Below are 24,358 nucleotides of genomic sequence, written 5' to 3' on the forward strand. Positions count from 1 at the left end.
CTTTGCGGCGTATCGCTGCGGTCCGGCGCCCCGAACCGCAGCGATGAGGCCCGTCAAGGCAACGGATTACCCCCCGTCACTCCAAACACCTCGCCAGTGATATAGCTGGACTCCTGCGACGCCAGCAACACATACAACGGCGCACACTCGGCCGGCTGCCCCGGGCGCTTCATCGGGGTCTGCCCGCCAAAGTTCGGGATCTTCTCGGCGGGCTGGCCGCCACTAGGCTGCAACACCGTCCAGATCGGTCCCGGCGCCACCGCATTGACCCTGATTCCGCGCTCGATCACCTGCTTGGCCAGAGCCTTGGTAAAGGCGACGATCGCCGCCTTGGTGGTGGCGTAGTCGAGCAAGGTCGCTGAGGGCTGATACGACTGGATCGACGCGGTATTGATGATGGTCGCCCCGGCCGGCATCAGCGGCACCGCCGCCTGGCACAGCCAGAACAGCGCATACACATTGGTTTTCATCGTCGCGTCGAACTGCTCGCTGGTGAGATGGGCCACTTCTTTGCGCGCCACCTGCTTGCCGGCGACGTTCACCAGAATGTCGAGGCCGCCCAGTTGTTCGTGGGCCTTGTCCACCAGTTCCTTACAGAAGCGCTCGTCCTTCAGGTCTCCCGGCATCGCGATCGCCCGGCGGCCTTCGGCTTCGATCAGCTTGATCACTTCACGGGCGTCAGCCTGTTCGATGGGAAGGTAGTTGAGGACGATATCGGCGCCCTCGCGGGCAAAGGCAATCGCCACCGCGCGGCCGATCCCGGAATCTGCGCCGGTGATCAGCGCCTTGCGGCCGGCCAGTCGGCCGAAGCCCTTGTAGGTGTCTTCACCGTGATCGGGCTCGGGTTTCATGCGTGAATCCAGGCCCGGTGCTTCCTGGCCCTGCGCCGGAAATGGCGGTTGCGGGTATTGGGTCAGCGGGTTCTGCATGCTGAACTGGTCGTGCTTCTTGGTCGGCATCGGAGACCTCCACAGGATGGTGCGCAACAGCGCGCTACTGTGAGGTTCGAGACGGGCCGGTCCGGGAAGGTTTGCCCGGACCGCCCACGTCACCGACCGGCGGTCAGCCGACCTGGGCCCGCCACTCGCGAATCTGGTCAATGGTCGCGGTCACGCCGCCGCAAACCACCACCAGCACCCGGTGATACGCCCGCAATGCTTCGCTCGGTGCATAAGCCAACGCCAGCGCGGCGCCGCAGGCCGGTTCTACCAGCACGCGGTGGTCGAGCAGGAAACGCTCGCAGGCGTCCAAAGCTTCGCCGTCGCTGACGACATGACTGATGATCGGCCGCCGCTGGCTCAGTTCGAACGCCTGGCGACAGACCTGCTTCGCGCCCAGTGTGGTGGCGATGCTGTCGATGCTGTCCAGCGCCGCCCATGTCTTCTGCGTCATGGCCGCTGCCAGCGACGCCGCGCCCAAGGTTTCCACGGCGAACACCGGCACGTCCTCCCAGCCATTGCGCTCCAGACCTTCGCAAACGCCAGACAGCAGTCCGCCGCCGCCCACCGACAACACCACCGCATCCGGTTTGAAGCCGCTGGCGACCACTTCGTCCACCAGACTCGCATGGCCTGACCAGAGCAGTGGATCATCGAACGGATGAATGAACGCATCGTCCTCGCCCACCAAGGACAGCGCCAGTTCATTGGCCTCGTGCCAGACCTTGCCGTGGACGATCACTTCGGCTTCTTCCTGGCGGATCAGTTGCCGGGCGCGCTCGGTGGTGCTTTCCGGCACCACCACGGTGACCGGCAGGCCCAGGCAACGGCCCGCGTAAGCGACGGCGATGCCGGCATTGCCGCCCGAAGACGAAATGAAACGGCGCTTGCCTTGTTTCGCATGGTGCTCGCAGGCCTGGCCAACGCCGCGCAGTTTGAACGAGCCGGCCGGTTGCAGGGCGTCGAGCTTGAGCCAGACTTCGTGGCCGCTGGCCAGGCTCAGCGGACGGGATTCCAGCAGCGGTGTGTTCAGGTGCAGGCTCATGGCCGATTCTCCAGGTAAAGGGTGCCGCGCAGGTAGAGCGCGGCCTGGCCGCTGATGATGATCCGCCCGTTGTCTTGCACGTCGCACTGCAACTCCCCGCGCCGGGCGCCGCCCTGACGGGCGCGCAGGCTGCGCTTGCCGAGGCGTTCGGCCCAATACGGCGCCAGCGCGGTGTGCGCCGAGCCGGTCACCGGGTCTTCGTTGACCCCGACCTGCGGCCCGAACCAGCGCGAAACGAAATCGACGTCGGTGCCCGGCGCGGTCACCGCGACGCCGCGCACGTCATAGCGCGCCAGCGCGGCGAAGTCAGGTTGCAGCCCTTCCACCACCGCTTGGTTCTCCACCACCACGATGTAATCGTCACAGAGGTACAGCGCGTGGATCTGGCAACCCAGCGCTTCGGCCAGTCCGGCCGGCGGGGTCTGCAGTTGTGGTTGTTTGAGCGGGAAATCCATGGCCAGCAACGCGCCGTTGCGGCTGACCCGCAGTTCGCCGCTACGGGTAAAGAAGCGCAGGGTCTCGCGGCGTTCGCCCAGTTCGTTGAACAACACCCAGGCCGCCGCCAGCGTGGCGTGGCCACACAGGTCGACTTCCACACCCGGGGTGAACCAGCGCAGCCGGTAACCTTCACCTTCGGCGACGAAGTAGGCGGTTTCGGACAGGTTGTTCTCCTCGGCGATGCGCTGCAGCGTCTCGTCGTCCAGCCAGGCCGGCAGCGGACAGACCGCCGCCGGGTTGCCGCCGAACGCGCGGTCGCTGAAGGCATCGACCTGATAGAGCGGTACTTGCATGGAGACTCCTTAACCGTTACGGATTTCTTCGAGGTAGTTGTAGATCGTGTAACGACTGACGCCGAGCGCGGCGGCGGCTTTCTCCACCGCGCCTTTGACGATGAACAGCCCGCCGTCGTGCATCTGCCGTACCGCATCGAGCTTCTGAGCCTTGCCGAAGCGCACGCCCTGGCGGCGGGCGTCTTGCAGCGCGCCATCGATAATCTGGGTCATCAGTTGTTCCAGGTCGGGCGTATCGGTGATCGGCGGCGCCGGCTCCGCGGCGGTGGCAAGCAGTTGTTCGAGACAAGCCTGGGCAGCAGCGATGCCGCTGAGATCGGTATTCACGCAGAGGCTGGCGTAGGGCTCGCCGGCGGTATCGCGAAACACCACCGTGGCGCTGCGCAACGCGCGGCCATCGCGGCCTCGGGTGGGATAGTTCTCCACCACCACCGGCGCCTGGCTGCCCTTCTCCAGCGCGGCCTGCAAGACCGCATCGAAACCGCGGTCATCCTTGGGGCCGGCGAGAATCGGGCTGCCGACCTGGCGGCCGCTGATATGGCCGTTGACGATGGCGAGCACCGAACGCTCCGGGCACGTGAGGTCGTGCAGCAGCACTTCAGTGTTGCGGCCCAGTACGCTGCCGAGCATGCGGATCGTGGCCCGCAGCACGTCCAGCACCAGGCGGCGTTCTTCGTGGGTGGCGTCGGTCACGGCGAACTGTCCAGGGGGAATGGACAGGAAAAATATCAACAGGTTGTAGAAATTTCAACAAAGTATTTAAGGTTGCCCGCCGGGACTCGCCAGCGGGCAATCGTTTCAGGGCTGCTCGACGTCCAGCGCCTCGCCGATGGCGTAGAAGTGCCCGCCTGCGACGTAGTGCAGGCTGCGCAGCGCGGGATCGGCGGTTTCGAAGGTCCAGTGACCATCCTGGAATACTCGCTCATCGGCCCAGGCGGCGACGACTTCGGCGATGAACAGGTCATAGGTGGACTGGTTGTGCGGCTCATCGATGACGCGGCACATCAGCCAGGCCGAACAACCGGCCACCAAGGGCGCCGGGTAGCCGTCGACACGAAACAGTTCGACGCCGGCCTGCGCCAGTTTGTCCGGGGTATCGGCGAGGCTTTGGGTACCGACCTGATGGGTCAGTTTCATCTGGCCGACATTGGGCACGTGCAGCACCATCCAGCCGCTGCCTTCCACCAGTTGCCGGGTCTTGGCGATCTTGTCGAGGACCACGGTGACCTTGGGCGGGTCGAAATCCAGCGCGCAGGCCCAGGCGGCAGCCATGACGTTATCGACCCCGTCGTGGGACGCCGATACCAGCACGGTAGGACCGTGATTGAGCAGGCGGTAGGCTTTTTTCAGGTCGACAGGCTGGAAGTGCTCGGGCATGGGGTAGGACCTTGGAATGCGGAATCGAGGCAGTCTACAACACCAGCTGTAGGAGCGAGCTTGCTCGCGATCGCCAGCAAGTTCGCGCCTACAGATGGTTCTACTTGGCTTTGAGGTTCAGATAGGACTGATGCAAATCCGCCGCCCAGCCATCGATCACCGCCTTCACATCATCCGGCTTGAGCACCTGGCTATCGTTTTCCAGCGGCTTGCCGGTGCCTTTGCGCACCACCTGGGCCACGACCTTCTGGGTGCCGCCATCAATGAACTGCGCCTCGGTGCCAATATCGGTTTCCTGATCGCGAATCCCCGAAGCAGTACTCACCGCCGCCGCCACCAGGGCAATCGGGATCACTTCATAGGGTTTGAGCCCTTCGGTCTTGCTGCTGACGGCGGTAATCGCCGGACGTACCACAATCACTCCCGGCCCCGGCGCGCTGGCCAGTGGCAGGGATTTGCCCAGTTCGCGCTTGAGCGCCTGATCGTAGTAGGTGGTGATGCCGTTCAAGGTGCTCTGGGGAATCTGCGCCGTCGCCTGCGGCTTGGGATACAGCTGGCTCGGCTCGATATACACGCTTCGGTAAGCGCCGACCTTCAACTGCGGATCGATCCAGCGCATCACCGGCGCGCCGGAAGGCGAGCGGGCTTCCTTGAGCGTGCTGTAGTCCTTGAGAAAACCCGAATACTCGGTCGGTTGGGTCAGGCCGCTGGAGCAGCCGGTCAGTAGCAGCGAAGTCAGGCAAAGCGAACCCATCATGGATGCGGCTTTCATAACATGCTCCCTGGGTGGCCTCACGCTGCTTCGACCGCGCCACCGCGAAATACTGGAAAGGGACCCGCCAAGCACGGCCGGCGGGCAGATCAGGCAGGGTTAGGCTCTGTATGAAAAGCCTTGATACTCGGTGATGCTGCGTTGAAAACAGCCTCGGAATGCTCATTTACAACCCGTAAACTCCGCTTCCTCGGCTGTTTTCGCCTTGCCTGACCTTCGTCTCAAGGCTTTTCATACAGAGCCTAGGTATAGCCCAGCTTTTCCGGCCTGCCGGGGCAAAGCCGGAAAAGCACGACCGGTTCAGTTTTTCTGGCCGACCATCGCCTCCACGGTGCTCGTCGCGCTGCTGCTGACGGCCGCTGAACGGGCGCCGCTGCGTGCGCTCTGCGGTTGGCTGCGGGCGGCATCGGCAAGAATCACCTGGGCCGCTTTTTCCGCTGCAACGTAGATCGAGGTGACGATGAAGAAGCCCGGGATCTTCGGAAAGATCGACGCGTCCACCACCCGCAGGTTGCTCACGCCGCGCACCCGGAAGGCGCTGTCGAGCACCGCCATCGGGTCGTTGGCTGCACCGATCGGGCAGGTGCACGAGGCGTGGTGACCCCAGGCCTGGTTCTGCACGAACTCCTTGAGCTGTTCGTCGGTCTGCACCGCGTCGCCCGGCAGCTCTTCGGCGGCGATCAGTTTCGCCTCCTTCAGCGGCTTGGCCAGGCCCCGGACGAACTTGATGCCCTCCACCACCGATTGCAGGTCTTCACCCTTGGTGTCGTTGCCTTCTTCGAAGTACCGGAAGTTGATCAGCGGGGTGTCCGCCGGGTCCTTCGAGCGCAGGGTGACGAAGCCGGCGGTGTTGTTGGTGTGCGCCTTGAGCACCGCCCAGGTCAGGTAGTTGAGCTTGTCGACGATCAGGTTCGAATAGCCGGGGAAGTACCCGCGAAACAGCGCCAGCAGGGAGAAGCAGAACAGGTCCGGCAATGGCCGCTGCTTGAGCGATTTCTTGATCACCGCCAGCACCGCGCCGTTGGTGGAATACACCCCGAGCTTGCCCTTGGCCCACTCCTCGTATTGCGGGTCGCCCTTGGCGTAACGCGCGCCCTTGAGCACTTCCCACTCCTCGAAGTTCATCCGGTTGACCACGCCGACCTCGTAGCGGTCCTGCAGGTTGCGCCCGACACCGGGCAACTCCACCTGCACCGGCACCCCGACCGACTCCAGCACCTCGCGTGGGCCAATGCCCGAAAGCATCAGCATCTGCGGGGTGTTGAACGCGCCACCGGCGAGGATCACCTCGCGGCTGGCGCGCACCTGGCGCAGCTCGCCGGCCGAGGCCGGGTTGCGCGGCAAGGTGCAGGCCCGGTACAGCCGCGCGCCCTTGATGTACTCCACGCCATAAGCGCGCTGCTGATCATCCAGCAGCACCCGGGTCACCAGCGCATCCAGCTCGATGTGCAGGTTGTCGGGGAAACGTTGCTGGATATCCAGCAACCGCTCGCGGGTGCCCATGCGGTGGTGTTTGTGGGTCGCCAGCGGCGGATAGCGCAGGCCGATGGCCTCGTCGCGCACCAGCCGCCAGTCGTTGGGATCGCCCACCCCTTGCAATTGCCAGCCGATGCGCTTGAGGGTTTCGCCCAGGGTCTTGAACGCCTGTTCGGCGGACTTGACGATGGAGCGCACCAGCGACAGGTCGTCGATCACCGCTTCCGGCACCGCCTTTTCGGTGTGCAGCCAGCCCTTGTAGCCGTGCCGCGACGGGTTGATGCCAAACCACGAGAGAAAGCGCTGGACCGGCCGGTGATGACAGTTTTCCAGGCGCTCGAAATGCTCGCGCATGGCACTGGCCTGCCACGACGGGTCACCGGTGATCTGGGCGATATGGTCCCAGTCCTGGTTGTGCGGGTAGACCGTGATCATCGCGTTGTGCGCGGTGCAGCCGCCCAGGCAACTGGCCCGCGGATAGAGCACGCCGTCGACGGGCTCGCCCTCGTAGTCGCGGGTGAACTTGGGGTCCTTCAACTGCCGCGCGTCACTGCTGTAGTGGCGTACGAAGAAGTCCCAGCGCATCGCGTTGTTCTCGGTGGAGCGCGGGTGGAACGCCGGCACCTGGTACTGCTCCGGCAAGCCTTCCTCGCCGCCATTGGCCACCGGGTCGCTGCCGGATTCCAGCACCAGCACGCGACGCCCTTGTTCGGCCAGGCGGGCAGCGACCGTGCCGCCCCCTGCCCCGGATCCCACCACGATGTATTCGTAATCCATTTCGTCAGTCATCGCAGCCAACCTCAGAAGGTTTTCAGGAGGGCAATCAGTGCCCGTTTGTCTTCATCACTCAGTCCGGGCTCATCCTTGAGGTAGCCGGTGCCGAAGTAATGCCCCTTGTCCACCACGAAGTCCGGGCACTTGCTGACTTCCAGCAACGGCTTGACCAGACGTTTGAACACCTTGCGCGCTTCATCGTCGCTGGCGCCGGGCGGCAGTTGCTTGAGGTCGTGCTTGATCTTCAGCAGCAGGTCGAGCACCTGGTCGCCTTTGTCCAGGTCGATGTTGGACAGCAGGTTGACCGGCGTGCCCTGCGGGATCGGCCCGAGCTGGATGCCGTCATCGCCGAACGCCCACGGGAACCAGCGGCTCAGCACACCTTCGAGTTTTTGCAGGAAGCCCGGCAGGTAACCGCTGTTGACCCGCAGGTAACTGGTTTCGGTGGTCACATCGACGGTGCCGGGGTGGGTCTTGCCGGAACGGGTCACCACCTGGAAGTTGCCCTGGCGTTTTTCCGGCCACAGCAGCATCTCGATGGAGTTGTCGAAGGACGCCATGCGGTCATTCACGCTGCCCGACCACTTGAACGTACCGAGGGTGTTATTGAGGAACAGCGGTGCAGTGGACCAGACGCTGATCAGCGACGCCGGCCGCGTATAACCGCGCCCGCCTGCCGGCATGGTGTACTCGCTCGCATCGCCGGTGAACGGGTTTTGCACCAGCACCGAACCGACGCCCGGCAGCTTCTTGTACGACTCCGAGGAGAAGTTGTCCCAGATGTTGTCCGCCAGGGCGTTGGTCGCCAGCGGGCTGCAGGCGTTGGTTTCCAGCAGCGTCACCGGCACGCGCAGCTCGGTGGAGAGGAAGTTGTCGGTGAGGAAGTCGTCTTTCTTGACGATGTCCCGCATCGCGTTCTTGAACTCCGGCGTCTTGCTGTAGCTCCAGTAGTCGTTCCAGCACTGCAGGTAGTTGCCGTTGACGCAGCCGTTATCCGGGAACTTGGCCCAGGCCTTGTCTGGCAGTTTGCTGGAGTGGCAGCGCGCACAGGTGTCGGCGAAGACTTCCTTGCCGCGATCCAGCTCCGTCGGCGAAGCGTTCAGGTGCGCCGCACCACCGGGGGCGTTCTTCAGGTAGTCCGGGGTCGCCGAGGCCAGGAAGAACAACGCCAGGTCGGGCGTTTGCAGCTCGTTGGCGTTCCAGTACGAGGAGTTCTTGCGCGCCACATCGATGCGGAACGGCGTGATCGGTTTGCCGCCGATCAGTGGCCGGAAGTGGGTGGTCCACTCCTCGCTGAACAGCCCGATATTGACGAACACCCGGTTCAGCGCACCGAGGGCGCCGACCGAGTCGGAACCGTCCTTGAGCACTCGTGGGGTGAACACGGTGTCCGGCTTCTTGTAGAACTGGGTCAGCGGACTGTCGGCGGGAATCCCCGGCACATCGTTGAACTGGCGGTTGTTCAGGTCGCCGCCGGCGAGTTTCTCCTTGCCCAGGTGCGCGGCCAGCTCGATCCGCGCCTTGAGGTTGTAGACCGCGTTCATGGTGCGCGGGTTGTTGATGTAGTCACTCGACACCAGCGAGGTATCCAGCGCCCCTGGCCGTGCGGTGTGGAACAACTGATTGGGGAAGCTGGTCGGGTCCTGGTCCCACATGAAGATGCGGTCAACCCAGAAATACTGCGCTCCAGGGTTGGAACTCAGGTTGGCCCAGGCTGGACGCTCGGGATCGGCCGGCGGATTGGTCGGGTTCGGCCCGACGTGGCAGAAGCCGCAGGACATGCCCACGCGGTACGGTTTTACCAGCTTGCTGTCGTTGTAGTAGCTGGGGTCTTCGTAGTAGCGCTTGGCGTCCCAGCGTTTCTCCGCCTTCTCGTCGAAGTCCGGGTTGGGGAACAGCCGCAGGCCGACGATGCCGGTGCCGTAGCCGTAGTACGAGCCCACCGGCAGGTTCTTGCCGCGGGCGCCAATTTTCACACCGGGGTATTTGCTCTCGTTCTCGAACGGGTCTGCGCCGCAGGACGGATCGCGGCTGTCCAGCCACAGGCCATGGCGGTCCTCGCGCGGCCCTTGCGCCTTGGTGTAGCACGGCTCGTTGACCACGCCGAGGTACTGCCAGCGGTTGTCGCGGTTGGCTTTCAGGCTGGGGTAGTTGGAGATGGTCTTGAGGAAGTCGAGGTTGCCGACGCTGTCGCGGGATAGTTGGTCCCAGAGTTTGTCGTTGCCGGCGGTCCAGACGATCCAGTTGTTGCGTCCCCGGGCAAAGGCGTCGACCGCCTGCTGCTCGGTGATGCCGGGAATGAACGGCGACAGCCGCTCCACCAGCAGATGGGGCTGTTTCGACACCCCATAGTCCATGTCGGCGAAGTAGTCCTCTTCGGCGCCTTTCAGGCTGTCGGCTTCACGGCCGACGCACTTGGCTTCATCGAGGATCTTGCCGGATTGATCCCCGCAGGGATTCTTCGTTTCGCTGTTACACCCCTGTAACAGCACCAAAGGAAGGAAGACGCTCAGCATCAGCTTCACGGGTTTCATGCGCTGCTCCTTGCAAACGTACAGACCGGTCCCTCTGTCCTTGGGGACACGTTATTGCGGCCGGTCCAGATGGCCGGTTGAACTGACAGCCGCGCGACAGACCGGTTAATCCGCCACGCCAGTTACGTTACAACTCCTTGCAAGCGCCCAGACTAGGCTATTTCCAGCCAGCTGATTAATTTCATTTCGCTATGAAAAACCGGCACTTATCGCGGCTTCTTATAGGTTTGCGTGCAGTGTTTTTGTGAAGTCCATCACGCTGCTGGCTAATGGCTATTTTGCTGCTCTACACTCCTTCGCCAGGACGCTCATCCACTACCTATCTGGCAGGCGGAACATGGACAAGGAACAGCCCGTGTCACAGGAACAGGTTTCACCCGAGCAACGCACGCAATACCGTGCCGAACATGCGCGGATCGACACCCGCCGCAACTTGCTTGGCCTCGGCAACGAGAAAAAGGCGCACTGGGCAGTGGCGCTGTCGGGCGGCGGCATTCGTAGCGCTACGTTCTGCCTGGGCGTGCTGCAATCGCTGGCCCGGGCGAAAGCGCCGGGGGCGGACGACGACCAGGCAAACCCACGCAACCGCCTGATCGCCCAGTTCGATTACCTGTCCACCGTCAGCGGTGGCGGCTACCTCGGCTCATTCTTCGGCAGCCTGTTTCTCCCCGACCGCCTGCGCAAAACCGACGAAGCGCCGATCGCCAGCCCCCCGGAAGTCCAGGCCGCCGACACCGCCTACAAAGTGCTCGACTACGAACCGCCGGGGCGCATCCATACCAGCACCGACTACCGCACTTCGCCGCCCGGGGAAGCGCCGCTGGCCTGGCTGCGGGAAAACGGCCGTTACCTGACCCCTGGCGGTTCAGGCGACATCTTCTATGTCTTGGGGTTGTCGTTGCGCAACCTGCTGGCGTTGCATGTGGTGATTGGCCTGCCGCTGCTGTTCACCTTCGCGGCGGCCGTGCTGTTGCAGGCGTATATCTCCAGCAGCGTGATCTGTTCGCCGGTTGCCGCCTTGCTGCCAATGAGCGTGGTGCACCTGCTCTGCGGCTCACTGTGGTGGGTGCCGGGACTGTTGACGGTGGTGGCGGTGATCCCGCTGATGGCGGCGTTCTGGATGGTGTATTTCCAGAAAAACCAGGACGAACGCGTGCACCTGTTCAACTGGTCCACCGTGCTCTCGTTCGCGGCGGGGCTGATGTTCTTCGTCCTGGCCTTCGCCCCTTGGGGCATGGACGGTGACTTGCGGGCCATTCTGGTCGGGCTCGGCGTCGTCAGTTGGCTGGGGATTGCCTATGCCGTGTGGATCGGCCTGTCGCTGAAGCACAAGCGCGACCGCGACGAAGCCATGGCCCGCAACGACTGCGTGCGCACCTACCGCGTGCTGGTTACCCGCTACCTGAGCCAGGCGCTGATTGCGGTGCTGGTTGCCAGCTTCTACGCCCTGTTGCCCTGGCTGACCGAGTGGATCTACAACAGCGAGCAGCGCGGCCCACTGATCTCCTCCACTGCCCTGCTGCCGGTGCTGATTGCCGTTGTTCGCGGCCTGTCCGCGTTCAGCGATGACAAAGACATGCCGAGCTGGTTGGGCCGTCTGCCGATGAGCGTGATTGCCGGCGCAGCCGGGGTCACCATCTTCATGCTGGTCGCAGTGTTGTGGGGCTTGCTGGTGCAGTTCGTGCGCTACCAGGGTCTGGAAAACGACGCCCTCACCCGCCTCTGGGTGCTGGTGCCGGTGACGGCGATCCTGGCCTTCGGCACGGGCCGCTTTATCGGCTTCCTCAACCAGTCTTCGTTGCAGTCGTTCTATTCCAGCCGGCTGGCCCGGGCCTACCTCGGCGCCTCCAATGGCCGGCGTTTCGACGGCGCGACCCGCAAGATCCGCAAGCAGCGCATGAGCGTCGCCGAAGCCCTGCCCGGCGATGACGTACCGATCGAAACCTACTACGGCACCACCACCTGCGCGCCGGTGCACCTGATCAACGTCACCATGAACCTGACGGTCGACCCGGCCGAGCAATTGGTGCAGCGCGACCGCAAAGGCAAGCCCCTGTGCCTGGCGCCCAGTGGTCAACCGGGTTTGGCCAGCGTCAGCTACATCCTCGATGGCGACCCGCGTCAACGTGGTACCCAGCAACGCTGGATCGCCAGCGAAATCTACCAGCCGCTGGGTCTGGCGCACTGGGTCGCTACATCCGGCGCTGCGTTTTCCACCGGTTTGGGGCGTGCCACCAGCCTGGGCACCTCACTGGCCTTCGGCCTGACCAACGTGCGCCTGGGGAGCTGGTGGCCGGCGAACTTCCTCGAAGATGATGAAAAGACCGGCGGGACACGCGTCTGGCGCGACAAGGGCTGGGCCACGACCTTCCCGACCCAGACCTACCTGTTCTATGAACTGACCGCCCACTTCCACGGCCTGCGCCGTGACTTCCAATACCTCTCGGACGGCGGTCATTTCGAGAACACCGCGACCTACGAACTGATCCGTGAAGGCCGCAATGTCGAGCTGATCGTGATGTGTGACTGCGGCGCCGACCCTACCTACAAGTTCGACGACCTGGCCAACCTGATCCGCCTGGCGCGTATCGACCAGGCGCTGGAAATCAGGCAGGACATGGACGTGCTGGGCGACCCGGTGCTGGGCCCCTACTTCGGCCTGCCGGAAAACTTCGCCACACCGGGACCGGGCGACAGCCTGCGCTGCGCCATGCTGTTCAACGTCAGTAACCAGCGAGGCGAGCGCACCGCGTGCATCCTGCTGCTCAAGCCCAACGTCGTCGCCGGGTTGCCGGTGGACGTGATCAACTACGCCAGCGAACACCCGACCTTCCCCAACGAAAGCACGGCCAACCAGTTCTTTGATGAAGCACAGTTCGAGAGCTATCGGCAGTTGGGTCTGCAGACCGGGCAGCGGTTGTTCGGGGATGGCAAGGCGGGATCGGGTGTTGCGGATGCGTTGTGGGCGTATTTGGGGAGGTAGTGTCGGCGAATCGCGAGCAAGCTCGCTCCTACAGAGGTGTGAATCACGCATTGTAGGAGCGAGCTTGTCGGGGCGCCGAGCCGTCGCGATGTCAGGCCACCACTGACCAGGCAATCGCCGACAAGGTCACCAACCCCACCAGCACCACGAACACGTTCGACACCTTGCCCGAGTACTTGCGCAGCGACGGCACTTTATTGATCGCGTACATCGGCATCAGGAACAGCAGACAGGCAATCACCGGCCCACCCATGGACTCGATCATGCCGAGAATGCTCGGGTTGAGGGTCGCGACGATCCAGCAGGTCACCACCATGAACAGCGCCGTCAGTTGCTCCAGGCGCTTGGCCGACAAGCTGCGGCCGCGACCACGCAGGCCTTTGACGATCAGCCCCTGGAAACCTTCGCTGGCACCGATGTAGTGACCGAGGAAGGATTTGGTGATCGCCACCAGCGCAATCAGCGGTGCAACGAAGGCGATGATCGGGGTCTGGAAGTGGTTCGCCAGGTACGACAGGATCGAGATGTTCTGGGTCTTCGCCGCGCCCAGATCGGTCGGCGACAGGGCCAGCACGCAACTGAAGCAGAAGAACATCACCGTCAGCACCATCATCAGGTGCGACAGCGCGAGGATGCGCCCGCTCTTCTCATCCGCCTGCTCGCCATAACGGCGCTTCTGGCTGACCGCGAAGGCCGAGATGATCGGCGAGTGGTTGAACGAGAACACCATCACCGGAATCGCCAGCCACAAGGTCTTGAAGAACAGGCTTGGCGCCATGCCCTCGGCCGCCTGGGCGAAGAACGCGCCGTTCCAGTTGGGAATCAGACTCAGGGCCAGCAACAGCAGCGCCGCCACGAACGGATAGACCAGCAGGCTCATCACCTTGACGATGATGCCCTGGCCGCAACGCACCACGATCATCAGGCCGCAGATCAGCAGCAGCGACAGCAACGCCCGTGGCGGCGGCGCGATGTGCAACTGGTGTTCGAGGAAGTTGCCCAGGGTGTTGGTCAGCGCAACGCTGTACACCAGCAGGATCGGGAAGATCGCGAGGAAATACAGCAAGGTGATCATCGCGCCCGCGCCGGCGCCGAAGTGTTCTTCCACCACTTCGGTGATGTCTTCGTTGCCGCCCTTGCGCCCGGACAGGACGAAGCGGGTCAGGCCGCGGTGGGCAAAGAAGGTCATCGGGAACGCCAGCAATGCCAGCACCAGCAGCGGCCAGAAGCCGCCGACGCCGGCGTTGATCGGCAGGAACAGGGTGCCGGCGCCGATGGCGGTGCCGTACAGGCCGAGGGTCCAGGTGGTGTCGTGACGGTTCCAGCCCGTTTCGCGCGCAGCAGGGCTCGCCGCGACACCGAGGTTCGTGGTGTTTACATCAGTCATTGATTACGCCTTGTAGTTGTTTTTGTCGCCTATGAATAACCAGGGTGGCGCGTTAGCGATCCGCGCCAAGGGGTTCAGCATTCAACAAAGCTGACGGCCAGGCCGCCGCGGGAGGTCTCCTTGTAGTTTTCGTGCATGTCGGCGCCGGTGTCGCGCATGGTGCGGATCACCCGGTCCAGGGAAATGAAATGCTCGCCGTCGCCGCGCAGGGCCATTTGCACGGCATTGATCGCCTTCACCGCAGCGATGGCGTTGCGCTCGATGCACGGCACCTGGACCAGGCCGCCGACCGGGTCGCAGGTCAGTCCGAGGTTGTGTTCCAGGGCAATTTCCGCCGCGTTTTCCAGTTGCGCCGGAGTGGCCCCGAGCACATCGGCCAGGCCCGCTGCGGCCATGGCACAGGCCGAACCGACCTCGCCCTGGCAGCCGACCTCGGCGCCGGAAATCGAGGCGTTTTTCTTGCACAGAATGCCCACCGAGGCGGCGGCCAGGAGGAAGTCGACGACATCGTTGTCGCAGGCTTCGGGGTTGAACTTCATGTAGTAATGCAGCACCGCCGGGATGATCCCCGCCGCGCCATTGGTCGGCGCGGTGACCATGCGCCCGCCGGCGGCGTTTTCTTCGTTGACCGCCAGGGCGAACAGATTGACCCACTCCATGGCGCTCAAGGTCGAGCCGATCACGTTGGGTTTGCCCAGCTCCTGCAGGCTGCGGTGCAGCTTGGCGGCGCGGCGCTTGACGTTCAGCCCGCCCGGCAGGATGCCTTCGTTGCGCAAGCCGTTGACCACGCACTCCTGCATCGCCGCCCACAACTGCAACAGGCCGCTGCGCACCTCGGCTTCCTCGCGCCAGGCCAGTTCGTTGGCCATCATCAACTGGCTGACCCGCAGGCCGTGGCGCTTGCACAGCGCGAGCATTTCCTCGGCGCTAGAGAACTCATACGGCAATTGCACCGCGTCGGTGCCGCCACCCGCTTCGGCCAATTGCGCGGCCTCGACGATAAAGCCGCCGCCCACCGAGTAGTAGGTTTGCTGCAGCAGCAGGCCGTTGTCGCCGCTGGCTTCAAGCGTCATGGCGTTGGGGTGGTAAGGCAGGCTTTCATTCAGCAGCAGCAGGTCGCGCTGGCAATCGAAGCTGATCGGCAGGTCACCACCGAGCATCAGTACGCGGGTTGCCTGCAATTGTTCGATACGCGGGCCAATGCTCTGCGGATCGATGCGGTCCGGCCACTCGCCCATCAGCCCCAGCAGGCAGGCCCGATCGGTGGCGTGGCCAACGCCGGTGGCCGACAGCGAACCGTACAGGCGCACCTCGACCCGGCTGACCTGGCCCAGCACACCCTGCCCGCGCAGCGCCTCGACAAAGGTCGCGGCGGCGCGCATCGGGCCGACGGTATGGGAACTGGACGGACCGATGCCGATTTTGAACAGATCGAAAACACTGATAGCCATGCTAATGCCTGCGTGCCCGAACGACGACGACCCTTTCGGTGCACGGTGAAAAAATTGAGAGGTGTCGCGAAGTTGGGCGATACTGCCCCGCGGCTCGGGCGATGACCAACGAAACTTTCTAAGCAAGGCTTTAGCAGGACTAAACGATGAGGCGACAAATGAACGGCCAGATGTACGTCTGGTTGCACGTGTTTTCCTGTGCGGCGCGGCACCTGTCGTTCACCCGCTGCGCCGAAGAACTGCACATCACCCCCGGTGCGGTGAGCCAGCAGATTCGCCAACTGGAAGAGCGCCTGGGCTTTCGCCTGTTCCTGCGGCGGGCCCGTGGCGTGGAGTTGAGTGCCGAGGGTCAGCGCCTGGCCCTGACCGTGCACGAAGCCTACGGCAACATCGATGCCGAGCTGCGCCGGCTGGATGCCGGGGAAATCCGCGGCACCTTGCGCGTGCGCTCGATCCCGTCGTTTCTCGCCAAGTGGCTGACGCCGCGCTTGCCGCGCCTGCAGCAACGCTTTCCGGATATCCAGTTGCGCCTGGTGGCCGAGGACAGCAACCACTCATTGCACGAGGGCGATTTCGACCTCGCCATCGACCTCAACGACGGCAGCTACCCCGGCATGCACTCGACGCCGCTGCTGGACGAAGAAATCTTCCCGGTCTGCTCCCCCGCCCTGCTCCGCGGCCGTCCGCCGTTGCACGGGCCGAGCGACCTGGTGCATTACCCGCTGCTGCACGACATCACCGCCTGGCGCGGCAGCTCGGAATACGCGGAATGGGAGTTCTACCTGGAAGCGATCGGCGCCGAGGGACTGGACGTGCGGCGCGGGCACACCTTCAACCGTAACCACCTGACCATCGAGGCGGCGATTGCCGGGATCGGCGTAGCGATTGCCCGGCGCACCCTGCTCAACGACGAGCTGGAACGGGGCACGCTGATCGTGCCGTTCGGCTCGCCGGTGCCCAATCACAAGCGTTACGTGTTGCTGTACAGCGCCGGAACCCTGGCCCACCCGAGTGCACGGGCCGTGCACGACTGGCTGGTGGAAGAGGCGCAAACATTCCGCACGCTGTACGAATGAGCGCGTGGGTCTGTATGAACAGCCTTGAGACGAAGGTCAGGCAAGGCGAAAACAGCCGAGGAAGCGGAGTTTACGGGTTGTAAATGAGCATTCCGAGGCTGTTTTCAACGCAGCATCACCGAGTATCAAGGCTGTTCATACAGAGCCTAGATGCTCATCACCATCTGCCCGCTGTCCACCCGCAACTCGACGCCGTTCACCGCCCGCGCCTCGTCGCTGGCGAGGAACAGCACGCTGGCGGCCACGTCTTCCGGCCGGCACATGCGGTTCATCGGGTCGCTGTCGATGGTCAGGCGCTCCGGGTCCAGACCAGCGGGGAAGCCACCGCTGGTCATGTCGGTCAATACGCCGTCCGGGTGCAGGCTGTTGCAACGGATGCGGTATTTGCGCCGCCGGCAGAACGCCGCCACCGAACGGGTCAGCGCCGCCACCGCGCCTTTCGAGGCGCTGTAGGCCAGGTAATCGTCGCGCCCGGCCAGGGCGGCGATGGACGACAGGTTGATGATCGAGCCGCCGCCCGTCTTCATCAGCCCGATGGCCTCGCGACAGCCGAGGAACACGCTGTCGGCGTTCACCCGCATCAGCCGGTGCCAGTCCTCCAGAGTGGTTTCCTCGATGGTGCCGGGGATCAGGATGCCGGCATTGTTGACCAGGATATCCAGCCGCCCGAAGCGCTCGCGCACCTCGCCCATCAGTTGCTGCCAACCCGCTTCGCTGCTGGCGTCATGCGCGATGAACAGCGCTGCGTCGCCGATTTCGGCGGCCAGGGCTTCACCCGCCGCCACATCGATATCGGCGATCACCACGCGGGCGCCTTCCCGTGCCAGAAGACGCACGCTGGCACGGCCAATGCCCTTGGCACCGCCGGTGACCAGGGCGATCTTGTCGCGCACCCGGCCGGGGAGTTTCTGTTGCAGTTCAGTCATGACAGGGCCTCATCGGCAAATTGCGCTTGGTTCAGTGTTTCGCAGGCTGCTGCCTGGCCGGCGCGACGGCCGGAAAACACGCAGTCGGCCAGCGACAGACCGCTGATATACAGGTGCGAAGGAATCCCCACTGCGGCGCGGCCAGCGGCATACAGACCGGGAATGGGCTGGGCGGCGACGTCCAGCACCGCGCCGCTCTGTTCATCGACCCGCAACCCTCCGAGGGTCAACGCGCCCAGCGGGAAAATCGGGTTGCCCACGGAAATATCGCAGGCCTGGAACGGGCCCTTTTCCAGCACCCGGCGCCCGCCACGGGACTTGCCGAAGGGATCGCCGACCTCGCCACGGGCCGCGGCATTGTTAGCCTGGACCGACTCGCGCAAGACCGCCGCATTCATCCCGGTAACCCGGGCCAGTTCATCGAGGCTCTTGCCCTTGCGCACCTTGAGCAGCATCAGCGCCAGGGCCGGCACGCTCTGGAACCACCAGTAGCCGCCAAACAGGGCCTCGCGAATGGCTTTCCAGCGCAGCGGCGCATCCAGTACCAGCCAGGCGCGCCCGCCCTGCTCTTCCATCAACGGCTGGCCGAGAGTGGCGCCGTAGACTTCTTCGTTGCAGAAACGCCGGCCTTCGGTGTTGACCACGATGCCCTTGTGCCAACTGTACGGCGGGTTGATAAAGCGCCAGGCCGAAACCCGCTCCAGGCGGTCGCTGGCGGCGCCGACGCTAAGCCCCAGGCGCAGCCCGCTACCGTCGCAGCCGGTGGCACCGACCTTGAAGTTGCGGCGAAATTTCGGCGCGTGCTGGGCGATCAACTCGCGGTTGAAGATGAAACCGCCGGTGCTGAGGATCACTGCCTTGCTGGCGTGGACCAGCACCGGCCGGGCGAAGTCGCGCTCCAGTTGGCTGGCGCGCTGGCGCAGTTTGTCGCAGTAAGCCGGGGCGAAATTCTGCAGGCGCTCGGCGCGCTCGATCCATTTCGCATGCAGGGTCGCCTGCTCGCTGCCCGGCGGCAGACGCCAGAACTCGGCGCCGATCACCCGGCCGCTGCCATCCTGCACCAGGCGTTTTGCCGCCGCCTGCAGCAGCGTGCGAACCCCGGCCTTGAGGCAGGCGCTTTGCAGATGGGCATAGAGCACCGCGCCGCACTGGCCTTTGCCGGCGGTGCGGTGACCGCGCGGGGCCGGTGGGTTGACGCCGCCATAGAGTGGCACCAGTTCGTTGCCGGAGTAGTACAGGTAATAACCGTCCTGTGGATAGGACGTCTTGCCGCCCGGCGGAACTTGGTGGGAGTACGGCGCGCCATGGCTTTCCAGCCATTCCAGATTGGCCACGCTGTCGTCGCAGAAGCGCCGCAGGGTGTCATCGCTGACCACGCCCTGGGTTTCATGCTTGAGGTAGTCGAACATCGCGTCGGGGCTGTCGTTGTAGCCGGCCGCACGCTGTTGGCGGGTGCCGCCACCGGCATACACCACCCCGCCACTCTTGGCGCTGGCACCGCCACCGCGAAAACGGTCGGCCACCAGCACATCGGCGCCTTCAGCCCGTGCCTGCAAGGCGGCGCAGGCACCGGCCGCGCCCCAGCCGAGCACCAGCACTTCGCACTGCGCGTCCCACTTCAATGACGCGCTGTCGTCCACCTGCAAGGGCGGCAAAACCTGCGTCACGCATCCTTTCCCGGCGCTCATGAAGCCTCCTTGGCCAGGTGGTTGGCGGCGACATAGCCGAAGGTCATGGCCGGGCCCAAGGTGCCGCCGGCGCCCGGATAGCTGGTGCCCATCACCGACGCCGAGCAGTTGCCGATGGCGTACAGGCCGGGGATCGGCGTGCCGTCGTCGCGCACCACCTGGGCATGCTCGTTGGTCAGCAGGCCGCCTTTGGTGCCGATGTCGCCGGCGTCCAGGCGCATGGCGTAGAACGGCCCTTTGCGCAGCGGCGCCAGGCACGGGTTGGGCTTGATATTGCAGTCGCCGTAATAGCGGTCGAAGACGTTGCCGCCTCGGTCGAAATCAGCATCGACCCCGGTGCGGGCGTAGTCGTTGACCTTGCTTGCGGTAGCTTCCAGGCCGGCGGCATCGACGCCGATCTGCCCGGCCAGGTCGGCCAGGGTGTCGGCCTTCCAGTAAAGGGTGTTCAGCCATTCCTTGCGCAGGCGGCTGTCGGGCATGACCTGGGCCGGCATCAGCGGGCCCATGGCGTAGTTGAAGCGAAAATGCGCATCGAAGATCACCCACGCCGGCACGCTGCGTCCGCCGCTGTGCGGGTTGTCGCGGTGCATGGCGTCGACGAATTCCAGGTACGGCGCCGCCTCGTTGACGAAGCGCCGGCCCAGGCCGTTGACCACGATGGCGCCGGGGAAGGCGCGCTCGGCGAAGATGCCGCGGGGCTTGTCTTCGCCCGGCACCGCGATGGTTGGCGCCCACCAGGCCCAATCCATCAGCGCGGTGGCGGCGCCCTCCTTCATCCCGGCCAGCAGCGCGGCGCCGGTGTTGTTGCCGGGCGGCGTGGCGCTCCAGGTCATTTCGGTGGGCTTGGGCAGGTACTGTTCACGCAGCGCCTGGTTCTGCTCGAAACCGCCGGAGCCGAAAATCACCCCGTGACGGGCGGCGATGCGCAGTTCCTGGCCGTCGCGATTGACCACGATCCCGGCGACCTTGCCGTCTTCCATCAGCAACTCGCTGAAATCGGTGTTGAGCCACAGCGGCACATTGCGGTCCATGAGCGAGCGGCGCAGCGCTGCCACCAGCGAACTGCCGAGGGCGGCGCGGCGGTCGTATTTGCTTTTCTTGCGCCATTTGAAATCGAGTTTGTAACGCAGCATCAAGCCGAGAATCAGCAGGCGCCAGCCAAAGCTGCGGGCCATGGCCTTGTGCGCGTGGCGCGCGGTCCAGGCGATGCGGCCCATGAGCAGGGTCGAGGGCGATGGCTTGCGCAGGTTGTCCAGTTCGTCTTTGAGCAGGCTGGTGTCGAACAGCTCCGGGTCGAGGGTCCGCCCGCCGGGCAGCGAGCCGGGCAAATGCGGGTAGTAATCCGGGTATTTCGCCGCCACTGCGTAGCGCACACGGCTGTTGCGCGTGAGTGCTTCGATCATCTTCGGCGCGTTGTCGAGGTAGGCTTCGAGGCGGGCCGGTTCGACGTGCTCGCCGGCGGACGCTTGCAGGTAGGTGCGTGCCAGCTCGCGGCTGTCGTTGCCGCCGTGGCGAGCGAAATAGTGATTGTTGGGGATCCAGATCCCGCCGCCGGAGATCGCCGAGGTGCCGCCGTACTTGTCGCTTTTTTCCACGATCAAGACACGCAGGCCGTGATCGGCGAGAAACACCGCCGAAGTCATCGCACCCGCGCCCGAGCCGACGACGATCACGTCGTAGGCGGATTGAGACTGAACTTGAGCCGTCATTGTTGTTATGCCATTAGCTGAGGTCAGGAAAGGCCGGCGGCGTGTGCGGCCGGCGGTTGATTCCATCTTCAGCGGGTGGCGGGGTGGGGATCATCGTCAAAGCGGACTAGATGGGTCACTCGAATTTACACCACCGCCCGCCGCCCCACCCAAGGCCGGTCCTGCTCCAACTGACTGGCAATCCGCAACAACCCATCCTCCCCGCCCAGCCGCGCGGTAAACATCATGCCCACCGGCAATCCGCTATCGCTCATGCCCAGCGGCAAGGAAATCGCCGGCTGGCCGCTGACGTTGGCCAGCACGGTAAAACCGGCACTGCCCATGGCCCGGTGGGCGTAGCTGTCCCAGTCCTGGTCAAGGGTGAGCAAGCCCATTTCCGGCGTCAGGTTGGCGGTGACCGGCGAAAGAATCAGGTCAAAGCGCTCAAAGTGCTTTTCCATCGCAGCGCCAATGCTTTCGAACGATTGCCGTGCCCGGTACAGCGCCTCGCCATTGGCGCCCTTGGCCCGTTCCAGCACCACCTGGGTGATCTGCTCCAGATCCTGAGGAGTGGCGGCGCGGCCCAGCGCTTGCTCGCGGTCATGGACCAGGCTCAGCAACGCAGTGCCAATCACCGCGCCGTGGGCGCCGAACAGTTGCCGTGGGTCGATGCCGAGGTTCAGCTCTTCCACCTCATGACCCAGACCGAGCAATTGCTTGATGGTCTGCTCCAGGGTCGCGGCGATCGCAGGATCCAGCGGTGCACCGGTCAACGACTGGCGGACCACGGCGATGCGCAACTTGCCCGGATCGCGGCGCAGTTCTTCGACGTAGGGACGCTCCACCGGCGCGGCCCAGTAGGCGCTGCCGGGCTCATGACCGTGACCGGCGTCGAGGAACAGCGCCGTGTCGCGCACGCTGCGCGACACCACATTGCCGACACTGGCGCCGAACCAGCCCTCGAAATGCGCCGGACCGCTGGGGGTGCGGTAGCGGCCGGGCTTGAGCCCGACCAGGCCGCAATAAGACGCCGGGATACGGATCGAGCCGCCGCCGTCGGTGGCATGGGCCACTGGCACAATGCCCGCCGCCACTGCCGAGGCGGCGCCACCGGACGAACCGCCGGCGCTGTGGCCAAGGTTCCACGGGTTGCGGGTCAGGCCCCAGGCCAGGGATTCGGTGGTGGTGGTCAGGCCGAATTCAGGGCAGGTGGTCTTGCCGAACGGCACCGCGCCGGCCCGCTCGTAACGGGCGATCAGGGTGCTGGTGAACGGCGCGGGCGGCGCGTCCTTGAACAGGCGGCTGCCGTTGCTGGTGGTGGTGCCTTGCAGGTAAGTGTTGAGGTCCTTGAGCAGCACCGGCACACCGGCCAGCGCACCTTGGGCCAACTGGCCGGCGGCGCGGCGCTGGGCCAGCAGGTTGCGGGCGTAGTCCTCGTGCAGCATGTTCACCGCCTGCACCTTGGGATTGACCAGCGCGTGGCGGGCCAGGGCGGCGTTGAGCAGGGTTTCGGGTGAGAGGTCGCCTTTGCGTACGGCCTCGGCCATGGCCCAGGCATCGAGGGATTGGTAGTCGCTGGCGGAAAGGTCGCCGGCCTGGACGCTGGCGAATCGGCCGAGCAGGCCGATGCCGGCGGTGATGGCAGTGGCTTTGAGCACGGTGCGGCGGGGGATTTCGGTGGTCATGGAGGGCACCTTTTTAGTTATTAATGGTTTAGGGGCATCGCGACGGTTCGGCGCCCCGACAAGCTCGCTCCTGCAAGGGGCTGCGGGCGGCTATCTGTCAGGCAACATTGAACCGCGCCGAAAGCTGATCCAGCGCCCGCGCCAGTTGCTCCAGGTCCGCTGCCGCAACGGCGCTGCGCCCGGCACTCGCCGACAGCGCGCCGGTACCCGCCGAGACATTCTCGACCCGCACGACCATCTCGCGGGTGACGCGGACCTGTTCGTCGATCACTGCGGCGATGGTGTCCACGCTGCGGATCACTTCGTCGGTGCCGGTGCGGATCTGCGCCACGGAGTCGCCGGCTTCATGGGCCAGGTTGACGCCTTCGCGAACCCGCAACACCACGCGGCCCATGCCATCGACCACGGCGCGGGTGCCTTCCTGGATGCGTTGCACGGTGATGTCGATCTCGCCAATGGAGCGCCCGGTGCGCTGGGCCAGCAACCTTACTTCATCGGCGACCACGGCAAAACCGCGACCCTGCTCCCCTGCCCTGGCCGCCTCGATCGCGGCATTCAGGGCCAGCAGGTTGGTCTGCTCGGCAATGTTGCGGATAACGTTGAGCACATCGCTGATTTCGGCAGAAAACACTTCCAGTTCGTGAATATGCACGGCGGTGTCGCTGATCACGTCGCTGATGCGGTTCATTTCCTGGGCCATGTCGCGGATAAAGCCTTCGCTCTTGCCCGAACGCCCCGCCGAGTGCTGGGTGATATCGCGGGACACGCCAACATGGTTTTCCACCTCGCCGATGGAGCCGGACAGGTGTTCCACCGCGCTGGAAATGCCGCGCACCGCCTCGCTCTGCTGCTGGGTCGCCACTGACGCCAGTTCCGCCGACTCGGCCAGGTGCGCCGCCTCGCGGCTGACCCGCTGGACCAGTTCGCGCATCTGCGAGATCAGGCCGTGCAGGCTGTCGCGCATGGCGGCGGTGTCGCCGAGCATCAGGGCAAATTCATCGCGGCCATGGATCACGATGGGCTGCGACAGATCGCCCCCGGCAATCGCGCGCATGCTCGCTGAAGCCTGGCCGAAGGCGCGACGCAGCCGGCCCAGGGTGGTGAGCGCCGTGGCGCTGCCCACCACCACACCGACCACGCCCAACAGCAGGTACGCCAGAACGGTGCGCTGGTAACGCTGCTGCGCCGCCTCATACGCCTGCTCCGCCGCGGCCTGTTGCAGCGCCTGCAACTTGCCCAGTTCGACGCCGGCAGCGCTGCCGGCCGGTTCCGCCACGCGCAGGAAGGAAATGATCCCCGGCAGGCGGAAATCGCCGGCGCGCAGCGACTCCAGCAGGATCGTCAGTTCCTCGACCCAGACGGCGTAATGGCTTTCGAACGCTTCGGCGACCTGCTGTTCCTCGGCGCTCAGGGCGCGCTGGCGGTAGTCGTTCCAGCGCTGGGTCACGGCCTGGCCGTTGGCTTCGATGGTGCCGAGGGTGACCTCCACCGAGCGGTCGAAGGCCGCCATCAGCGGTCCTTCCGGATCCTGCAGGACCGCCAGCAACGCCTGTCGCCGGCTTTCATCCAGGCGGTGCTGGATCTCGCCGAAGGTGAGCAGGGTCGCCAGGTTGTCTTCGTTGATGGTGCGCAGGCTGTCGCGCGCCTGTTGCAGCCCGTAGACGCCGAAACCGACGGCGGCGACGAACAGCAAGGTGGCCAGCAGCGCCCATATCCACAGGCGCTGAGCGATGGTGATGGCTTTGAACACGGTCGTTCCTCGCCCGG

The 24,358-nt window shown here is 64.8% G+C and carries 17 protein-coding genes; 2 read left to right on the top strand and 15 right to left on the bottom strand.

Annotated features, from left to right (window positions below):
• Positions 1 to 53: 53 nt before the first annotated feature.
• The 8 genes from HWV67_RS05875 to HWV67_RS05910 all read right to left on the bottom strand — a co-directional run bounded on the left by HWV67_RS05875 (position 54) and on the right by HWV67_RS05910 (position 9,707).
• Entirely contained in the window at positions 54 to 959 is a 906-nt protein-coding gene (locus tag HWV67_RS05875) for an SDR family oxidoreductase (RefSeq protein ID WP_175650338.1), read from the bottom strand.
• 103 nt (positions 960 to 1,062) lie between these two features.
• Entirely contained in the window at positions 1,063 to 1,983 is a 921-nt protein-coding gene (locus HWV67_RS05880; protein ID WP_175650339.1) for a pyridoxal-phosphate dependent enzyme, read from the bottom strand.
• A complete protein-coding gene (locus HWV67_RS05885) occupies positions 1,980 to 2,774 on the bottom strand; it encodes a PhzF family phenazine biosynthesis protein (protein ID WP_175650340.1) in 795 nt (264 codons plus the stop codon). Before HWV67_RS05885 ends, HWV67_RS05880 begins: the two co-directional genes overlap by 4 nt.
• Positions 2,775 to 2,783: 9 nt before the next feature.
• A complete protein-coding gene (locus HWV67_RS05890; RefSeq protein WP_256680014.1) occupies positions 2,784 to 3,467 on the bottom strand; it encodes a helix-turn-helix transcriptional regulator in 684 nt (227 codons plus the stop codon).
• A 105-nt stretch (positions 3,468 to 3,572) separates the two neighbouring features.
• A complete protein-coding gene (locus tag HWV67_RS05895; protein ID WP_110970651.1) occupies positions 3,573 to 4,151 on the bottom strand; it encodes a flavin reductase family protein in 579 nt (192 codons plus the stop codon).
• Positions 4,152 to 4,251: 100 nt separating this feature from the next.
• Positions 4,252 to 4,923: a DUF3313 domain-containing protein gene (locus HWV67_RS05900; RefSeq protein WP_175650341.1), complete on the bottom strand. Its 672-nt coding sequence runs from the start codon at positions 4,921 to 4,923 to the stop codon at positions 4,252 to 4,254.
• Between the two features lie 300 nt (positions 4,924 to 5,223).
• Positions 5,224 to 7,188 (bottom strand): GMC family oxidoreductase, encoded by a 1,965-nt coding sequence (locus HWV67_RS05905; protein ID WP_175650342.1) that lies wholly within the window; start codon positions 7,186 to 7,188, stop codon positions 5,224 to 5,226.
• Between the two features lie 11 nt (positions 7,189 to 7,199).
• Positions 7,200 to 9,707: a hypothetical protein gene (locus HWV67_RS05910; RefSeq protein WP_175650343.1), complete on the bottom strand. Its 2,508-nt coding sequence runs from the start codon at positions 9,705 to 9,707 to the stop codon at positions 7,200 to 7,202.
• A 355-nt stretch (positions 9,708 to 10,062) separates the two neighbouring features.
• Here HWV67_RS05910 and HWV67_RS05915 point away from each other — a divergent pair, with 355 nt between their 5' ends.
• Complete coding sequence (locus HWV67_RS05915) at positions 10,063 to 12,690, top strand: hypothetical protein (protein WP_256680016.1); 2,628 nt, start codon at positions 10,063 to 10,065, stop codon at positions 12,688 to 12,690.
• Positions 12,691 to 12,781: 91 nt separating this feature from the next.
• Here the strand turns inward: HWV67_RS05915 and HWV67_RS05920 are convergent, their stop codons facing one another.
• Both HWV67_RS05920 and HWV67_RS05925 read right to left on the bottom strand, forming a co-directional pair.
• A complete protein-coding gene (locus HWV67_RS05920) occupies positions 12,782 to 14,077 on the bottom strand; it encodes a serine/threonine transporter (protein ID WP_175650345.1) in 1,296 nt (431 codons plus the stop codon).
• 74 nt (positions 14,078 to 14,151) lie between these two features.
• Complete coding sequence (locus HWV67_RS05925) at positions 14,152 to 15,528, bottom strand: L-serine ammonia-lyase (protein ID WP_175650346.1); 1,377 nt, start codon at positions 15,526 to 15,528, stop codon at positions 14,152 to 14,154.
• Between the two features lie 146 nt (positions 15,529 to 15,674).
• On the opposite strand from HWV67_RS05925, the gene HWV67_RS05930 reads away from it, so the two are divergent.
• Positions 15,675 to 16,604, top strand: a complete 930-nt coding sequence (locus tag HWV67_RS05930; protein ID WP_110970658.1) for a LysR substrate-binding domain-containing protein — start codon at positions 15,675 to 15,677, stop codon at positions 16,602 to 16,604.
• Positions 16,605 to 16,750: 146 nt separating this feature from the next.
• On the opposite strand, the gene HWV67_RS05935 is transcribed toward HWV67_RS05930, so the two are convergent.
• The 5 genes from HWV67_RS05935 to HWV67_RS05955 all read right to left on the bottom strand — a co-directional run bounded on the left by HWV67_RS05935 (position 16,751) and on the right by HWV67_RS05955 (position 24,341).
• Positions 16,751 to 17,530: an SDR family oxidoreductase gene (locus HWV67_RS05935; RefSeq protein ID WP_175650347.1), complete on the bottom strand. Its 780-nt coding sequence runs from the start codon at positions 17,528 to 17,530 to the stop codon at positions 16,751 to 16,753.
• The gene (locus tag HWV67_RS05940) at positions 17,527 to 19,218 is read right to left on the bottom strand and encodes an FAD-binding protein (protein ID WP_175650348.1); all 1,692 of its coding nucleotides are present in this window, start codon (positions 19,216 to 19,218) and stop codon (positions 17,527 to 17,529) included. Before HWV67_RS05940 ends, HWV67_RS05935 begins: the two co-directional genes overlap by 4 nt.
• Entirely contained in the window at positions 19,215 to 20,927 is a 1,713-nt protein-coding gene (locus HWV67_RS05945; RefSeq protein ID WP_175650349.1) for an FAD-dependent oxidoreductase, read from the bottom strand. The genes HWV67_RS05940 and HWV67_RS05945 overlap by 4 nt, the downstream gene beginning before the upstream one ends.
• A gap of 125 nt (positions 20,928 to 21,052) precedes the next feature.
• Entirely contained in the window at positions 21,053 to 22,591 is a 1,539-nt protein-coding gene (locus HWV67_RS05950) for an amidase (protein WP_175650350.1), read from the bottom strand.
• Positions 22,592 to 22,688: 97 nt separating this feature from the next.
• Positions 22,689 to 24,341 (bottom strand): methyl-accepting chemotaxis protein, encoded by a 1,653-nt coding sequence (locus HWV67_RS05955; protein WP_175650351.1) that lies wholly within the window; start codon positions 24,339 to 24,341, stop codon positions 22,689 to 22,691.
• Positions 24,342 to 24,358: the final 17 nt, after the last annotated feature.

Origin of the sequence: Pseudomonas sp. Marseille-P9899 (assembly GCF_903166565.1) — a bacterium.
GTDB lineage: Bacteria > Pseudomonadota > Gammaproteobacteria > Pseudomonadales > Pseudomonadaceae > Aquipseudomonas > Aquipseudomonas huaxiensis.

Excerpts from the sequence above, each read along its gene's own strand:
- HWV67_RS05935 (WP_175650347.1), bottom strand. The coding sequence starts at position 17,530 with ATGACTGAACTGCAACAGAAACTCCCCGGCCGGGTGCGCGACAAGATC.
- HWV67_RS05905 (WP_175650342.1), bottom strand. The coding sequence starts at position 7,188 with ATGACTGACGAAATGGATTACGAATACATCGTGGTGGGATCCGGGGCA.
- HWV67_RS05885 (WP_175650340.1), bottom strand. The coding sequence starts at position 2,774 with ATGCAAGTACCGCTCTATCAGGTCGATGCCTTCAGCGACCGCGCGTTC.
- HWV67_RS05950 (WP_175650350.1), bottom strand. The coding sequence starts at position 22,591 with ATGACCACCGAAATCCCCCGCCGCACCGTGCTCAAAGCCACTGCCATC.
- HWV67_RS05920 (WP_175650345.1), bottom strand. The coding sequence starts at position 14,077 with ATGACTGATGTAAACACCACGAACCTCGGTGTCGCGGCGAGCCCTGCT.
- HWV67_RS05940 (WP_175650348.1), bottom strand. The coding sequence starts at position 19,218 with ATGAGCGCCGGGAAAGGATGCGTGACGCAGGTTTTGCCGCCCTTGCAG.
- HWV67_RS05930 (WP_110970658.1), top strand. The coding sequence starts at position 15,675 with ATGAGGCGACAAATGAACGGCCAGATGTACGTCTGGTTGCACGTGTTT.
- HWV67_RS05875 (WP_175650338.1), bottom strand. The coding sequence starts at position 959 with ATGCCGACCAAGAAGCACGACCAGTTCAGCATGCAGAACCCGCTGACC.
- HWV67_RS05880 (WP_175650339.1), bottom strand. The coding sequence starts at position 1,983 with ATGAGCCTGCACCTGAACACACCGCTGCTGGAATCCCGTCCGCTGAGC.
- HWV67_RS05895 (WP_110970651.1), bottom strand. The coding sequence starts at position 4,151 with ATGCCCGAGCACTTCCAGCCTGTCGACCTGAAAAAAGCCTACCGCCTG.
- HWV67_RS05900 (WP_175650341.1), bottom strand. The coding sequence starts at position 4,923 with ATGAAAGCCGCATCCATGATGGGTTCGCTTTGCCTGACTTCGCTGCTA.
- HWV67_RS05910 (WP_175650343.1), bottom strand. The coding sequence starts at position 9,707 with ATGAAACCCGTGAAGCTGATGCTGAGCGTCTTCCTTCCTTTGGTGCTG.
- HWV67_RS05925 (WP_175650346.1), bottom strand. The coding sequence starts at position 15,528 with ATGGCTATCAGTGTTTTCGATCTGTTCAAAATCGGCATCGGTCCGTCC.
- HWV67_RS05945 (WP_175650349.1), bottom strand. The coding sequence starts at position 20,927 with ATGACGGCTCAAGTTCAGTCTCAATCCGCCTACGACGTGATCGTCGTC.